The sequence below is a fragment of the Lelliottia jeotgali genome, assembly GCF_977070485.1.
Map to the genome: position 1 here is coordinate 85,010 of NZ_CDRVFO010000004.1, position 14,638 is coordinate 99,647.

General features: G+C 60.5%; 16 protein-coding genes. 10 read left to right on the forward strand and 6 right to left on the reverse strand.

Annotation, left to right across the window (positions count from 1 at the left end):
- Window positions 1-68 precede the first annotated feature (68 nt).
- The 5 genes from ACW4TB_RS07535 (at window position 69) to ACW4TB_RS07555 (ending at window position 4,054) form a co-directional block, all read left to right on the forward strand.
- A complete protein-coding gene (locus ACW4TB_RS07535; RefSeq protein ID WP_279931130.1) occupies window positions 69-2,237 on the forward strand; it encodes a methyl-accepting chemotaxis protein in 2,169 nt (722 codons plus the stop codon).
- A gap of 113 nt (window positions 2,238-2,350) precedes the next feature.
- A complete protein-coding gene (locus ACW4TB_RS07540; RefSeq protein ID WP_012314714.1) occupies window positions 2,351-2,551 on the forward strand; it encodes a DUF1289 domain-containing protein in 201 nt (66 codons plus the stop codon).
- Between the two features lie 76 nt (window positions 2,552-2,627).
- Window positions 2,628-2,807: a DUF2986 domain-containing protein gene (locus tag ACW4TB_RS07545; protein ID WP_012314713.1), complete on the forward strand. Its 180-nt coding sequence runs from the start codon at window positions 2,628-2,630 to the stop codon at window positions 2,805-2,807.
- The gene (crcB, locus tag ACW4TB_RS07550) at window positions 2,801-3,184 is read left to right on the forward strand and encodes a fluoride efflux transporter CrcB (RefSeq protein ID WP_012314712.1); all 384 of its coding nucleotides are present in this window, start codon (window positions 2,801-2,803) and stop codon (window positions 3,182-3,184) included. The genes ACW4TB_RS07545 and crcB overlap by 7 nt, the downstream gene beginning before the upstream one ends.
- Before the next feature lie 105 nt (window positions 3,185-3,289).
- Complete coding sequence (locus ACW4TB_RS07555; RefSeq protein WP_279931134.1) at window positions 3,290-4,054, forward strand: hypothetical protein; 765 nt, start codon at window positions 3,290-3,292, stop codon at window positions 4,052-4,054.
- A 94-nt stretch (window positions 4,055-4,148) separates the two neighbouring features.
- Here the strand turns inward: ACW4TB_RS07555 and ACW4TB_RS07560 are convergent, their stop codons facing one another.
- The gene (locus tag ACW4TB_RS07560; RefSeq protein ID WP_046786038.1) at window positions 4,149-4,613 is read right to left on the reverse strand and encodes a hemerythrin domain-containing protein; all 465 of its coding nucleotides are present in this window, start codon (window positions 4,611-4,613) and stop codon (window positions 4,149-4,151) included.
- Window positions 4,614-4,652: 39 nt separating this feature from the next.
- Window positions 4,653-5,510 carry an SDR family oxidoreductase gene (locus ACW4TB_RS07565; protein WP_254465876.1) on the reverse strand — a complete coding sequence of 286 codons (858 nt, stop codon included), beginning with the start codon at window positions 5,508-5,510 and terminating at the stop codon, window positions 4,653-4,655.
- 256 nt (window positions 5,511-5,766) lie between these two features.
- On the opposite strand from ACW4TB_RS07565, the gene ACW4TB_RS07570 reads away from it, so the two are divergent.
- Both ACW4TB_RS07570 and ACW4TB_RS07575 read left to right on the forward strand, forming a co-directional pair.
- A complete protein-coding gene (locus tag ACW4TB_RS07570) occupies window positions 5,767-6,231 on the forward strand; it encodes a hypothetical protein (RefSeq protein ID WP_455842935.1) in 465 nt (154 codons plus the stop codon).
- A gap of 150 nt (window positions 6,232-6,381) precedes the next feature.
- Entirely contained in the window at window positions 6,382-7,929 is a 1,548-nt protein-coding gene (locus ACW4TB_RS07575; RefSeq protein ID WP_279931138.1) for a sensor histidine kinase, read from the forward strand.
- Window positions 7,930-8,024: 95 nt separating this feature from the next.
- Here the strand turns inward: ACW4TB_RS07575 and ACW4TB_RS07580 are convergent, their stop codons facing one another.
- Genes ACW4TB_RS07580 through ACW4TB_RS07590 form a run of 3 tightly spaced genes read right to left on the reverse strand, consistent with a single transcriptional unit; the run spans window position 8,025 to window position 11,748 of the window.
- Window positions 8,025-10,226, reverse strand: a complete 2,202-nt coding sequence (locus ACW4TB_RS07580) for a xanthine dehydrogenase family protein molybdopterin-binding subunit (RefSeq protein WP_279931140.1) — start codon at window positions 10,224-10,226, stop codon at window positions 8,025-8,027.
- Window positions 10,223-11,224: an FAD binding domain-containing protein gene (locus ACW4TB_RS07585; protein ID WP_279931142.1), complete on the reverse strand. Its 1,002-nt coding sequence runs from the start codon at window positions 11,222-11,224 to the stop codon at window positions 10,223-10,225. The genes ACW4TB_RS07580 and ACW4TB_RS07585 overlap by 4 nt, the downstream gene beginning before the upstream one ends.
- On the reverse strand, window positions 11,221-11,748 hold the full coding sequence (locus tag ACW4TB_RS07590; RefSeq protein WP_012314704.1) for a (2Fe-2S)-binding protein: 528 nt from the start codon (window positions 11,746-11,748) through the stop codon (window positions 11,221-11,223). Before ACW4TB_RS07590 ends, ACW4TB_RS07585 begins: the two co-directional genes overlap by 4 nt.
- 318 nt (window positions 11,749-12,066) lie before the next feature.
- On the opposite strand from ACW4TB_RS07590, the gene ACW4TB_RS07595 reads away from it, so the two are divergent.
- The 3 genes from ACW4TB_RS07595 (at window position 12,067) to ACW4TB_RS07605 (ending at window position 14,235) form a co-directional block, all read left to right on the forward strand.
- Window positions 12,067-12,588 (forward strand): HvfA family oxazolone/thioamide-modified RiPP metallophore, encoded by a 522-nt coding sequence (locus tag ACW4TB_RS07595; protein ID WP_279931146.1) that lies wholly within the window; start codon window positions 12,067-12,069, stop codon window positions 12,586-12,588.
- 62 nt (window positions 12,589-12,650) lie between these two features.
- Window positions 12,651-13,496, forward strand: coding sequence for an HvfB family MNIO-type RiPP peptide maturase (locus ACW4TB_RS07600; protein ID WP_279931148.1), 846 nt, complete (start codon window positions 12,651-12,653; stop codon window positions 13,494-13,496).
- Entirely contained in the window at window positions 13,489-14,235 is a 747-nt protein-coding gene (locus ACW4TB_RS07605) for an HvfC family RiPP maturation protein (RefSeq protein WP_012314701.1), read from the forward strand. Before ACW4TB_RS07600 ends, ACW4TB_RS07605 begins: the two co-directional genes overlap by 8 nt.
- A gap of 20 nt (window positions 14,236-14,255) precedes the next feature.
- On the opposite strand, the gene ACW4TB_RS07610 is transcribed toward ACW4TB_RS07605, so the two are convergent.
- Window positions 14,256-14,564: a hypothetical protein gene (locus ACW4TB_RS07610; protein WP_233100401.1), complete on the reverse strand. Its 309-nt coding sequence runs from the start codon at window positions 14,562-14,564 to the stop codon at window positions 14,256-14,258.
- Between the last annotated feature and the right edge of the window lie 74 nt (window positions 14,565-14,638).

The window sequence follows — 14,638 nt, forward strand, 5'->3', positions numbered from 1 at the left end:
GCTTGCATACGAGTTGGCGTATTATTTGCTATCACTTTGCCATTGTGATGTCGCTTATGGTGAAGATAATGTCGCTTTCAAGTGGTTCCATGCAGTTGTCATCGGGTGAGAAGCGTTGGCTGCCGTGGTTCGGAAAAACCAGCAAGCTCAGCATGCGCTGGTCCTGCGGGCTCAACCGATCGACTTATCCGGTCATCGAGCAGACTTTCGAAGCCATTGCCCAGACGCGCATGCAGTTGCTGCACAGCTGGGCGAGAGAACAGTGGGAACACCTGGCGGAACTTGCTGAAAACCTTGGCCCGGCTCTGGCTCACGTCGACCGCGCGCCATTGCTGGACAAGCTGGCCCAAGCGAACGACTTCTCGGAACTGTTCATCATCGACACCAGTGGCACGGTTGTGTTGTCGAGTTGGGCCCAACGCAGTAACGGCCAACGCATCGAGCAACTGGGCGCCTTGGCCCAAGGGTTGAAGGCGCCGTTTTTGCACGGCCCCTACAGTGATCCGCTGACCTTGCAGATCGGCCCCTCGTCGTCGCGGTTTCACGACGAAGTGACACTGATGTTCTATCAGCCGCTCAAAGCGCAAGGGAAGGTCTACGGATGCCTCTGCGGTCGGGTGCCCAATGACGTATTGGGCGACCTGATCCAGCGCGAGGCCGGGCATATCTATGCCGAGTCCGGTGACAATTACCTGTTCATGGCGCAATCGCATTTCGACCCTGCTATCAAACCGGGTACCGCCTTGTCGCGCTCGCGTTTCGAGGACGGCACTTTCACCCACGGGGAAAACCTCAAGAGCGGGGTGCATACGCCATGGAGCACCGTGCAGGTCCAGCGCCATACCGAGCTTGAGCTGCGCTTTACCGACCCTGCCACCCGTGAGCTTCATCCAGGCGTTCGGGAAACCATCCGCCAGGGCGCCAACCTGTTCGTGACTTACCCTGGCTATTCGGACTATCGCCATGTGCCAGTGGTGGGCAAAGGTGTCACATTCCAGTTGCCGGGCTCGCCGGACCGGTGGGGCATGATGTGCGAAGCCGATCTGGAGGAGGTCTACCGGCGACGCTCACTCAGCTACGGGTTGATGAAGCCGTACATCGCGATCATGGCCGGCCTGTTTGGTTGCAACTTCCTGGTGCAGCACTACGCGGGCTTGGCGCAAGGCATCAACGATGCGCTGCTGGCCGTGAGCATGCTGGCTGCCACACTGCTTTTCAGTGCGCTGGGGCCCCGGCGGCTGGCAGCCAGGTTCAATGGCATGACCGATGTACTGCGCACCATCGCCGAGGGCGAGGGCAACCTGCGCCAACGCCTGGACACCACGACCATGGCCAACGATGAAAGTGGCGACATGGCGCGCTGGATCAACAGCTTCATCGACCGCCTGGACTCGGTGGTGGGCCAAGTGGTCAAGGCCAGCCGCACGGTGGGCGCCACCAATCAGATGATGCTCGGGCGCAGCCACGAAGCGAGCGTCACCTCCAGCGAAGTGGCCGAGGCGGTGCACCAGATGATGATCATCATGGAGGAGCAACTGGGCGAACTGCAGCAGGCTTCGGTCAGCGCAGAGCAGATGAAGCAGGCCATGGACGAGGTGGTCAGCCGTGCCCGCGAGCAGTACCTGGCGGTGCAGGCCGGCACCCAGTCGATTCGGGATGTGGTAGCGCGTTCTGCTTCCAGTGTGCAGTTGCTCGACAGCAGGATGGCGCAGATCGGCAACATCAGCGGGCTGATCAGCGACATCACCAACCAGACCAACCTGCTGGCCCTCAATGCCGCCATCGAGGCCGCCCGCGCGGGCGAGCATGGCCGAGGGTTTGCGGTGGTGGCCGACGAAGTGCGCAGCCTGGCTTCGCGCACGGCGCGCGCCGCCGACGACATCCGGCACATGGTCGAAGGCCTGCAGAATGAAACCCAGCAAGCCGTCAGCTTCATGGAGGAGGGGGTACATAATGTCGATGACAGTTTGCGCCTGGCCGAAGATGCCTCGTCGGAGAACGTACAGTTGCACCAGGCGGTAGAGAGCATGTTCCAGATCATTCAGCAGCTCAACCAGCGCAGCCTGGCTTATGGCAAGACCATTGAGCAGGTCAACCAGTCTTCCAGTGAAATGCGCCAGACGGCGGTGGTGCTGCAGAGCAGTGCCGAGACGGTGAAGGCCAATGCCAGCAAGCTGCAGAAGCTGGTCGGGCAGTTCGAGGTCAGCAGCGATACCGACAGGGCCGCAGCGGCTTGAGGTCCGGTTGTACGGCCCCGGTCGCAGGTGGGTGTGTGCCGCCCTGCGGCTTTGTGCCTGCACCGGATCAGGCCGCCTTGCGCTATCATTCGCGGCCATGACCGGAGCAGCCCATGGCCAAAGACATCGAAAACCCCTGCGTCTCGCTTTGCCAGCTCAACAGCGAGCTGTGCGTGAGCTGTGGCCGAACCCGTGAGGAAATCCGCAAGTGGCGCGGCATGAAACGCCCGGAGAAGATGGCCACCGTGCAGCGTGCTGCGACGCGGATGAAGGCCATCGTCAAGAAAAACGCCAAGCGCCAGGGCAACGAGTGATTCATCCGCGCGCCCAGGGCGTGGATACATCACTTATGATGTGGCTTACCTGATCAACCCCGTACCGAGTTGCACCATGAACCGTCGCAAGAAAATCAAACAGTTGCTGCAAGCGCATCAGAAAAAGGCCGCCGCCAAACTGGCACCGCGAAACAAGCCCAAATACATCTGCAAGGCCGATCGGCTCAAGCTGGCGGCTGATGCCGATACCGAGAGCCTGCCAGCTCTTTGCCCGGAGCGCGATGCTGTATGTTGAAGTCACTATTGGCTATTGGGCTTGGTGCCATGGTCGGTGCCTGGCTCCGCTGGGGCCTGGGCATGAAGCTCAATGCACTGTTCCCCGCCGTGCCGCCAGGTACGCTGTTGGCCAACCTCATTGGTGGCTACATCATTGGCCTGGCCATCGCATTTTTCTCCGCATCGCCGTCGCTCAGCCCCGAATGGCGCCTGCTGCTGATCACCGGTTTTTGCGGCGGATTGACCACGTTCTCCACATTTTCCGCGGAGGTCGTGTCGCTTATTCAGGAGGGGCGTATTTTGTGGGCGCTGGGTTCCATCGCGCTGCATGTCTCTGGTTCGCTACTGATGACCGCTGCAGGGCTTGCGACGTTCTACTTTATCAGCGGGCGCTAATAATCTGAGTAAAGCCTCAGCGGTTCCATTAGCATTGGGCGCTTGTCTGCCGCCTGCCAGGCACGATAAGCCCACTCCTGTCTTTTGAAACTGATGCTGCCCTCAATGACTGCCTTCTACCTCAAGTTCCTGATCACCCCGACCCTCATGCTGGCCATCTCGCTGGCGGCCAGGCGCTGGGGCACCCAGATCGGCGGGCTGCTCTCCGGATTGCCGGTCACCTCGGCCCTGGTCATGTTGTTTCTCAGCCTCGAACAGGGGCCTGGTTTTGCGTTGCAGGCGGTGCCTGGCGCTTTGGCAGGGTTGGCCGCCGTACAGGCAACCTATCTGTTCTACTACCTGGTGACCCGGCATGTGTCCGCTTTTATCGGCTGCATCACGGGCGTGGCGGTTTACGCGGCCACAGCCTTTGTGATGAGTCGCTTGGGCATGGTGGCGGTGTCAGTCGGCGTGACGTTGCTCCTGCTAACGCTGATCATCATCCTTACCTCGAACAATGCGCAGGTCGGTGCAGCGAAGGTTGTGCCGCTGCCTCGCTGGGTGATCCCCATGCGCATGCTCACGGCAACCCTGTTGTTGGTGGCGATCACTGCCAGTGCCCAATGGCTTGGGCCGGTGGCTAGCGGCCTGCTAGCACCAATCCCGGTGATTGCCTGGCCTCTGGCGGTGTTCGCCCATGTTCAGGGTGGCCATCAGGAGCTGGGTGCGATCGTGCGTGGCAATGCCATTGGCGCTGTGGGGGTATTGGGCTTCTACCTCGCCGTGAAAAGCTCGATCGAGCCGCTGGGTACGGTACCGTCCATTACTGGCGCAGTGGTGCTGGCCGTGGTGGCAACGTTCCTCTTGGCGAGAATGCTAGGTAAACGTTGAGGCCAGAGCAGGAGCATGGGGTCATGATCCTGCCCGCGGCACCCTGCAGCGTCTGCCAGCAGCATTTCACGCCTTTTGCTTTGCTGCTTTGAATTCAGGCGGCACGCTGCTCACCCTTGAGCATCTTTTTTTGCGCTTCCATGGCTTGGCCCATTTCTTCCAGCAGATCTTTGCTCAACAGCTTTTTCGCCGTGGGAAACAACTCGTCTTCCTCCTCTTCGATATGGTGTTCAAGCAACTCTTTCATCACTTTGACGCGGCCTGCGAATTCGAGCGTGCCGGTTTCGGTGTGCAGCAGGTCCGGCAACACCAGCGCATCGACCGTGCGGTGTTCCTCTTTTGCCTCGTAGTACATCTTCGCTTCTTCCTTGCCCCCGGCTTGTTTGATGGCCGGGTAAAGGATCTCTTCTTCAAGCGCGGTGTGGATCTGCAACTCCTGTTCGATACGATGCAGGAGTTCGGCACGCTTCTTGACAGCCCGTTCGGTGGTTGAAGACAGTTCGTCCAGCAGCTTTTTAACCAGTTTGTGGTCTTGAATCAGCAGATCGATTGCGTTCATGTTGCACCTCATTGCGGTTGGGGATCACGGCCTTGCGGGTCAAAGAATGGGTTTGCCGCCCGTAACGGCATAGCGCGAGCCAGAGATGTAGCTGGCCTCATCGGAGCCGAGCAAGACGTAGATCGGAGCTACCTCAACCGGTTGGCCCGGCCGGCCCATCGGATAGCTCGCCCCGAAGTTCTTCACTGCCTCATCGGGCATGGTGGCAGGGATCAGCGGAGTCCAGATCGGGCCTGGTGCCACACTGTTGACCCGAATCCCTTTGTCTCCCAGCAATTGGGCCAGCCCGGCGGTGAAGTTGGCGATGGCACCCTTGGTAGTGGCATAGGCCAGCAGTTTGGGCGATGGGTCATCGGAATTGACCGAGCTGGTGTTGATGATCGAACTGCCTTTGGGCATCGATGGCAGCGCCCGCTGGCAAATGCGGAATATGGCCGTGATGTTGACGTCGAATGTCATTACCCATTCGTCATCGTCGATATCATCGAGGCTGTCGTGCGCCATTTGAAAGGCCGCGTTATTGATCAGAATGTCGATACGACCAAACTGCTCCACGGTCTTGTCAACGATGTCGTAGCAGTGCTGTTTCCGGGCCAGATCCCCAGGCAGCAGCAGGCATTGCCGGCCAGCAGCGTGGACCCAACCGGCGGTTTCCTGCGCATCTTCGTGTTCATCAAGATAGGCAAGGGCAATGTCTGCGCCTTCGCGGGCGTATGCGATGGCGACTGCACGCCCGATCCCGCTGTCGGCGCCGGTGATCAGCGCTACTTTTCCGTTGAGTCGACCGTTGCCGGTGTAGGTGTGCTCGCCACAGTCAGGGGTGGGCTCCATCTTGCGCTGTGAACCCGGGACGCTTTGCGGCTGGGAGGGAAACGGAGGGGTAGGGTAGTCACGCATGGTGCAAGCTCCTGCAGTTGGAAGGCTCATACCTGTTCGAATGATGTGACAAGGGTTTGTTGGGCTGGATCCCGTGTTCGAACGACGGACGGTTGGCCTGGTGATGGTGACTGAATTTTCGTTGCCCGCACTGCTCTACCTCTGACGCGCCTACCGCCATCCGGGGTATGGCTCAGTGAATGCCAGGAGTTGCCACGTGCCTCGAATCATCACCCCTACCACCCCTGAACACGAGATCGATGAACACAATGCGAGGATGTTCGGTTCGCCGAAGGAGCGGCTAGACTTTTACCGCAGGGAAATTCAGTACGAAACCACCATCTTGGCCAACCGCACCGATGCCTATCTGGCCGCCCAGTCTTTTCTGGTCATCGCTTTCGTGTCGTCCATGGGCAACTTGAACCAGAGCTGGGGTGAGATGTTCACCCTCCTGGTGCCTGCCTTTCTCGCCTTGCTGGGCGTGATGAGTACGCTCAATGCCTGGCCTGGCATTCGCGCGGCCTATCGGATCATTGATCACTGGCAGCTCAAACAAAGCCATCTACTGCTAAGTGAGCCCATGATGGGGCTGGCCTATGACGAATCTCCGCTTTTTTGCGAGGCGGAAACCTCTCGTGCAGGGCATCGCAAGTCCTTGCTTTTTTCGCTGCGTACGCCTTGGATCTTCCTTGCGTTCTGGGTATTGCTGGGCAGTTATTCGGTTTATATCCAGCTTGCATGATCAAAGCGCAGGCAAGGGGCATGTATACATAAACGTTGGTAGTTGCATCGAAGCGATCAGCGGTGTTACACCAGATCTGATGTAGCCTACGGCCGTTTCTGCAAAGGCTAACCTTAGAACGGCATTTCTCAGCGCCCTGGAATATTATTGATGCAGCAACTGCCCCCTGATGAGACCATTCGTGCCGCACTCAGGAAATCCCAAGCCCGGCTGCACAGGCAGCACGAGCTGGTGGTCGAGTACGCGGTCATGTCGCTTAAATCCACCAACCTGGATGACGTCCTCGATCAGGCTTGCGCGCTGGTGGCCGAAGGCATGCGCACCCGATTCGCCAAGGTCCTCATGCCGATTCCCGATAGCGACAGGTTTCTGCTGTCGCATGGGGTGGGGTGGGATGAGTCCGATATCGGCCATGCGACAGTGGGGGCCGACGAGGCCAGCCCTGCCGGGTTTGCCATTCAAACCTATCGGCCTGTGATTTCGAATCACCTGGGCCAGGAACAGCGCTTCAGAACACCAGAGTTACTGAAAAAGTATGGTATTGAGCGTGCCATCAACGTACCTATCAGGGGCGCATTGGTGCCGTTTGGGGTACTTGAGGCAGACAGTAGCGATGGTGAGGACTTCATCGAAAGTGATCTGGTGTTCCTGGAAGGGATATCCAACGTTATCTCCATGGCGGTTGAGCGGTTGACCGCTGGTGATGATGCTCAGCTGGCCGACCCCTATTCGGAAAGCATGCTCAACGCCAGCCCGGATTGTGTGTACGTGTTGTCCCGCAGCGGTCACATCGAGTTCATGAACGAGGCCGGGCTGGCGTTGATGCACATCGCCGACTTGGCCGAGGTCAAAGGGCTGCCATGGTTGCAGCTTTGGCCTGCCGAGTCGGGCCCGGTCGCCCGGGAGGCTCTGGAAAGAGTCGCCAGAGGCGAGTCGACCCGCTTTGAGGGGTTCTGCCCTACCGGTCAGCAGGCGCCTAAATGGTGGGATGTCTCCGTTGCCCCCGTGTTGAGCGCCGATGGGCAGGTCGAAAAACTCATTGCAGTATCCAGAGACATCACCGAACGGCACCATTACGAGGCTCAGTTGCTGTCGCTGATCGATGCACAGAACTCCAGGCTCAACAAGAACGACCTGCATCTCGAAGAGATTCATCACCGCGTCAAGAACAGCTTGCATCTGGTGAACACCCTGTTGCTATTGCAGGCGAACCTGACGCCGGATGCCGGAGTCAAGCTGCAACTGGAAACGGCAGCGGGTCGGGTTGTGACCATTGCCAGCGTGCATGAACGGCTCTATCAGACGGCCGATCAAGAGGTGCTTGCCTGCGACTACCTCGGTGCCTTGCTCGGTGACCTGGGCAGGGCACTGGCCGACCGGAAGATCGTCCTGGACGCTGACGCGTTCACCCTGCTGCCAGCAAGAATGGCGCCGTTGGGCCTGGTCATTTCTGAGCTGATCACCAATGCCTTGAAATACGGCAAAGGCACCATCGAGGTCAGCGTGCGGGATGCAGGTGACCACGCGTTGATCACCGTCACCGACGAGGGTGACGGTTTTCCCGCGAACTATCCCAAACCCAGCGGAACGGGCCTTGGCATGCGGCTTGTCAGAAGTTATTCAGGCTATGGAAGCTCAGCGATCTCGATTGATGGGGGCACAGATAAAAGCACCATTCACGTTCGCTTTAAACTCTGATGTTCAGGCGGGGTGGAGGTATACCTGGAATTCTTCGCTACCCTTGACTTGAGCGCCGCCTGTGCGGCGCCCGATCCCGAGAACCTCGCCCGCTGCTACAGCACTTTGTCCAGCGTTATCGGAAACGCTCTAACGCGTTTGCCAGTAGCATGGTAAACGGCATTGGCAACCGCCGCCGCGACCCCTACGACGCCGATCTCGCCTACACCCTTGGAGCCCAGGTCATTGACGATGTCGTCGTGCTCTTCCACGAACATCACCTCGATGTCAGTGATATCGGCATGCACCGGGATGTGGTACTCGGCCAGGTTGTGGTTGAGAATGCGACCGAGTTCATGATCGGTTTGCGTCTCTTCCTGCAACGCCATGCCCACCCCCCAGACCACGCCCCCGAGGATCTGGCTACGGGCGGTTTTCGGGTTGACCACACGGCCGGCGGCTACTGCGCTGACCACGCGCATGACCTTGATCGTACCCAGGTCTTCGTCAACGTGTACCTCTACGAACACGGCCGAATGGGTAGCGGTGGCGAATGGCGTGCGTCCGGCACCGGGCTCGGCGTCGATCTGTACCTGCAGCTCGCCGTTCTTGGCTCCTGCGACGATGCTGGCGATAGCAATACGGTGTTTCCCCGCTTGCAGGTAGCCTTGCGCGAACGTCACATTCTCCACCGGTATCGCAGCTATGTCGGGGAAATTCTGGCGCGCCAGTTCCAGCACCTTGGTGCGCAGGAGCTGGCAGGCCTGCTGCACTGCAGAACCCACTGAAGACACCGTGAAAGAGCCGCCCTGCAACGGCGCTGTCGGCAGTGAGGAGTCGCCCAGCAGGAAGGTCACCTCCTCGGGCAAGACCCCCGCAGCATCCGCAGCAATCTGGGTCATCACCGTATAGGTACCGGTACCTATGTCGGTGGTGGCGCTACTGACGGTCAAGTGCCCGCGGTTGTCGAAGCAGGCCTTGGCGCTGGCGTTCATCTGCAGCGCTTCCCAGACCCCGCCGGCCACGCCCCAGCCGATCAATTGGTTACCGTCACGCATGCTGCGCGGTTGTGGGGTGCGTTTACCCCAGCCAAAGCGTGCGGCGCCCTGGTCATAACAGGCCAACAGCTCTTTGCTGGAATAGGGCTTGCCGTCGTTGCCATTGTGGCTGGCAAAATTGCGTCGACGCAATTGGAGGGGGTCGAGGTTCGCTGCGCATGCCAATTCATCCATCGCGCACTCCAGGGCGAGCACGCCGGACGCGGCACCCGGCGCACGCATGTCCAGCGGGGTATAGACGTCGAGCGGCGCAAGGCGATAATTGAGCGCAACGTTGTCGCAGTGGTAGAGCATGCCGCTCCACTCCACCAGGTGTTCGGTGAAGTCTTCGAAGCGCGATGTCTGGCCGAGCGCGTCGTGGGCAATCGCCAGCAGCTTGCCATCCGCCGCCGCACCCAGGCGCAGCCGCTGCTGCGTACGGGGGCGGTAGCCGAAGGTGAACATCTGCTGGCGTGTAAGGGTAAGGCGCACCGAACGTTTCAGGTGCAGGGCTGCCATGACTGCCAATGGCAACTGGTATTGCGGCCGCAGCCCGGAGCCAAAGGCACCGCCGACAAAAGCGGCGAGCACCCTGATGTTCTGTTTGGGCAGGCCGAACACCTTGTGCAGGTAGTCCTGACAGTTCTGGGTACCCTGGGTCTTGTCATGAATTTCCAGTAAGTCCCCAGCTTTGTAGAAAACGGTCGACGCGTGGGGCTCCATCGGGTTGTGATGCTCGATGGGCGTGTCGTAGGTGGCATCTACACGTACTGCGGCTTGTGCGTAGTGCCTTGGGAAATCACCGCGAGGCTCTGGCGTTTCAGCGGGTGCCGGGTGCGTCTGGTCGAGCACCGCGTACAGGTCGGTCTGGTGCGGCTCTTCGCTGTAGTCGATGCGCACCAGGGCGCCGGCATGGCGTGCCAACTCAAGGCTCTCGGCGACCACCAGTGCCAACGGTTGCCCGCTATACAGTACACGGTCGTTGAATAGCGGCCGGAACGGGGAGCCTTCGGCCGAGTCGGCATCACTGTAGTCGTCGTCATAGCTGGAAATGCGTGGGCGATTGGCGTGGTGCAGCACCGAGACCACGCCGGGTAACTGCAGTGCCTCGCTAGCGTCGATGGAGCGCACCCGACCGCGGGCGATGGTGCTCGATACCACACTGGCGTGAAGCAGCCCTGCTTCGGGGTACTCACCGGCGTACCGCGCCTTGCCAGTCACCTTGGCAATGCCATCCACGCGGTCCAGGGGTTTGCCCACCACATTGGTCGTCTGGGTCATGGCGTCGTCCTCTGAATGCTGGCGTCGCCTGCGGCTTCACTGAGCGCACGGACGATCGCACGTTTGGCGAGTTCCACTTTGAAAGCGTTGTGGCTCAGCGGTTTTGCCGCCTGCAGCCATGCCTGGGCAGCGCGCTCGAAGAGAGCGTGGGAAACCCTTTGACCTTGCAAGGTCTTCTCCACAGCCTTGTCTCGCCAAGGCTTGTGCGCTACGCCTCCCAGGGCCACCCGGGCTTCCTGGATGACGTCGCCATCGAGCTTCAGCGCGGCAGCGACCGATACCAGTGCAAACGCGTACGAGGCACGGTCACGAATCTTCAGGTAGTGGGCGTGCTGCGCAAACTCAGCAGGTGGCAGTTCTATCGCGGTAATCAGCTCATCGGCTGACAGCTGGTTGTCATGTTGTGGTGTGTCGCCCGGCAAGCGATGAAACTCGGCAAAGGATATCTGCCTCGTTCCCGCTCGGCCTTGCACGTGGACAACGGCATCGAGTGCGGCCAGTGCCACACACATGTCCGAAGGGTGGGTGGCGACACAGGCATCGCTGGCGCCCAGGATGGCGTGGCTGCGATTGAGACCCGAGCGGGCAGGGCAACCGCTTCCTGGCTCACGTTTGTTACAGGGGGTGCCGGTGTCATAGAAGTAATAGCAGCGCGTACGCTGCAGCAAGTTGCCGCCGGTGGTTGCCATGTTGCGCAACTGCGGTGATGCGCCCGCAAGGATGGCTTGGGACAGCAACGGGTAGTGCTGTTCGATCACAGCATTCCAGGCAAGGTCGGCGTTGCTGACCAATGCGCCAATCAAAACGCCGCCGTTGGCGGTGGGCTCGATGCCGTGCAGGTCCAGGGCGGTTATGTCGATCAAGCGCTGTGGGCGAACCACGTTCTCCTTCATCAGATCGACCAGATTGGTGCCGCCGGCAATAAACCGGGCGGATTCGTCCGCCATGGTTACCGCTTCACTGACCGATGCAGGCCTGTAGTAGCTGAAAGGGGTCATGGATTCGGCCCTCCCTGCGGCTCGGCAGCAGCCTGCATCAGCGGCAATGCCTCTTCGACCGCAGCAATGATGTTGCTGTAGGCGCCGCAGCGGCACAGATTGCCGCTCATATGTTCGCGAATGGCTTCACGGGTAACGGCGCGACCTTCATGGGCCAGCCCGACTGCAGAACAGATCTGACCCGGTGTGCAATAGCCGCACTGGAAAGCATCATGGGTGATAAAGGCACGCTGCATGGGGTGCAGTTGCTCGCCTTGGGCCAGCCCCTCGACCGTGACCAGGTCGGCGCCGTCGCACATCACGGCAAGGGTCAGGCAGGCATTGATCCGCTTGCCGTCGCGCAGCACCGTGCAGGCGCCGCACTGGCCATGGTCACAACCTTTTTTGCTGCCGATCAGATCGAGTTGCTCACGCAGCAGATCGAGCAGGGTCGTCCATGGCTGGACGTGTAACGACGTGCGTTCGCCGTTGAGTGTCAGGCTGATGGGATGCCCATCGACACCCTGTTGGGAGTTGGTGCTCATGGGAAAACCTCACGGTCAGGAATGCATTCGCGCAATCAAGTGCGTCTAATCCCTGCGACTGGAGGTTTTCGGCAAACGTTCAGGTTTTATTCCCGTCTGCTAGCGCAGCAGCAGGTGTTACCTGTGTATCACTCTGTATCAAGGCGCGTTGCCAAGCCACTGGCTTACAAATGCCTCGTTCTGCCGATACGTCACGGATACATGCCTCAGGCCCAATGAGCCAACCCGAATGAACAGGCCGACGGCCTGTAGTTCTGGCGCAATCGCCCTTGAGGCATGACCATGCGGCCTGGCCGCGCACCTATCCGGAGAAGCACCATGTCCCGTATCCAGTTCCCCAACAAGACCCGCCTTGGCCTGCTCAGCATCGCACTGGTAGGCGGCATCAACCTGACCGCATCGGCCTTTGCTGTCGAAGCACTGCCGCAGGGCTACCAGCTCGCTGCTGCCGAAAAGACCGGCGAGGGCAAATGCGGCGAGGGCAAGTGCGGTGCCAGCGGTGCCAAGGCCAAAGCCACCCAGGCCGAAGGCAAATGTGGTGAGGGCAAGTGTGGTGGCAGCGCTGCCAAGGCCACCCAGGCCGAAGGCAAATGCGGTGAAGGCAAGTGCGGCGATGCCTCGTTCGCCCGCACCGATACCGACCACGATGGCCGCGTATCGCGCGCCGAACTGCTGGCCGTGGCGCCGGATGCCAAGGCTGAATTCGCGACCATCGATGCCAACCAGGATGGCTACCTGTCCGAAGGTGAGGTGTACCAGTTCCGCAAGCATCAGTTCGACGCCAACGGCAACCCGTTCCCGTCCGACCTGTACAGCAAACTGAGCCAGGCAAAGAACTGACCACCCGCGGCATGCTCCCTGCGCCAACTGGCCGGGGAGGGTGCCTGCTTCAAGGAGACGCCATGAGCACTTCCCTTTCCCTTCAAGGCGCGGGCCTTGGTCTGCGGCGTGCGCTACTGCCTGAGTTGCTGGCCATGGCCCCGGGCGCCGTGGACTTTCTAGAATGTGCCCCTGACAACTGGATTGGTGTAGGTGGTAGCTTTGGCAATGGCCTGGAGCGCCTGGCCGAACGCTTCCCACTGGCCTGCCACGGCCTGTCGCTGTCGTTGGGTGGCCCTGAGCCTCTGGATCGCGCTTTTCTACGGCAGATCCGCGATTTTCTCGACCGTTATCGCGTGCCCCTGTTCAGCGAGCACCTGAGCTACTGCACTGATGACGGTCATCTCTACGACCTGATTCCTATGCCTTTCACCGACGAAGCCGTACGCCATACCGCTGAGCGCATCCAACAGGTGCAAGATGCGCTCGGCCGGCGCATCGCGGTGGAAAACATTTCCTACTATGCCGCCCCCTACCAGGCCATGAGTGAAATCGAGTTCCTCTGCGCGGTGCTCGAAGAAGCCGGCTGCGACCTGTTGCTGGACATCAACAACATGATCGTCAATGCCTGCAACCACCGCTATGAGGCTGCCGATTTCCTGGCCCGCGTGCCGGCCGAGCGGGTGGTATGCCTGCACGTGGCCGGGCACTACGATGAAGCACCGGACCTGAAAATCGACACACACGGTGCGAGTGTGAAGGAGGATGTGTGGTGCCTGCTGGCACGCGCGTATCAGCACCTGGGGGCGGTACCGACCCTGCTGGAGCGCGATTTCAACCTCCCGCCACTGGCGGAGTTGCTGGTTGAGGTGGAGTACATTCGCGATCTGCAAACTACTGCGCGCGCGCCGCAGGTGCGCCATGGCTGAAACCTTGCGCGAGCAGCAGATGCGGATGGCCAGCTTCATCCGCGACCCGCAGGCCAGCCCACCGCTGCCGGGCATCGAGGCGCGGCGCCTGGCGGTGTATCGGCAGCTGTTCTTCGGCAATATGCAGTCGTTGCTGGCCGGCAGCTTTCCGGTGCTACATGCCAGCCTGGGGCCTGAGCGGTGGCTGGCGCTGATTGAAAGCTTCTACGCCAACCATCGCTGCCAGACGCCGCTGTTCACCGAAGTGGCTGGTGAACTGGTCGAGTACTTGCACAAGCGTACCGACCAGCCGGGATGGGTGGCCGAACTGGCCCATTACGAATGGATCGAGACGTTGCTGATGCTCAGTGACGGCACAGAGCTGGTGCATGACCCTGACGGTGACCTGCTTCAAGGCGTGCCGCTATTGTCGTGCCTTGCTGTACCACTGGCCTATGCGTGGCCGGTCAGCCATATCGGCCCTGGGCGTATTCCACCGCAGGTGCCGACAACGCCGACCCTTCTGTTGGCCTGCCGCGGCGCAGACCACCAGGTGCGTTTCTCGCGCCTTGCGCCGCTGGCCCATGCGCTGCTGGTGTCATTGCAGGATCGGCAATTGAGCGGGCGTGAACACCTGGCAGGGTTGGCAGCGTGTGCCGGCATCGAACCCGGCGCCATTGAAGCCTTGGGGCATGAACTGTTGAGAAACCTCAAATCTCAAGGCGTAGTACTGGGGACCACGCGGTGCGAAAGGCCCTGAGGCTTTGATTCCAACGAAAATCAGCGGCGATAGTAGTGGTGATCGGCTTCGTAACGGTGGTGCATGGCCCGCTCATGACGGCGCTGCCAGTCGCGGCGGCGTTCGGCTTCACGGCGCGCCTGCTCGCGGCGCCATTGGTCGCGGCGCCATTGGTCACGACGCCAGTCGTCTCTACGGTCGTGCCAGTGGCCGTCGCGCCGGTAACGGTCATCATGGGCCAGCAGCGTAGCGGATTGTGCGGCCGCTACGCTCGCCAGGCTTGGCCAAGGGCTGTTGGCGCCCTCGATGTGGGCCTGAGAAGCGGTGGCCTTGGTTGCGGGTAGCGGCATTGATGCCTTCGCCGGTGTTGCAGATGCCGAGCCCATTGCCGCGAACGCGAACAGGCCCAGGAGCACTATCCGTG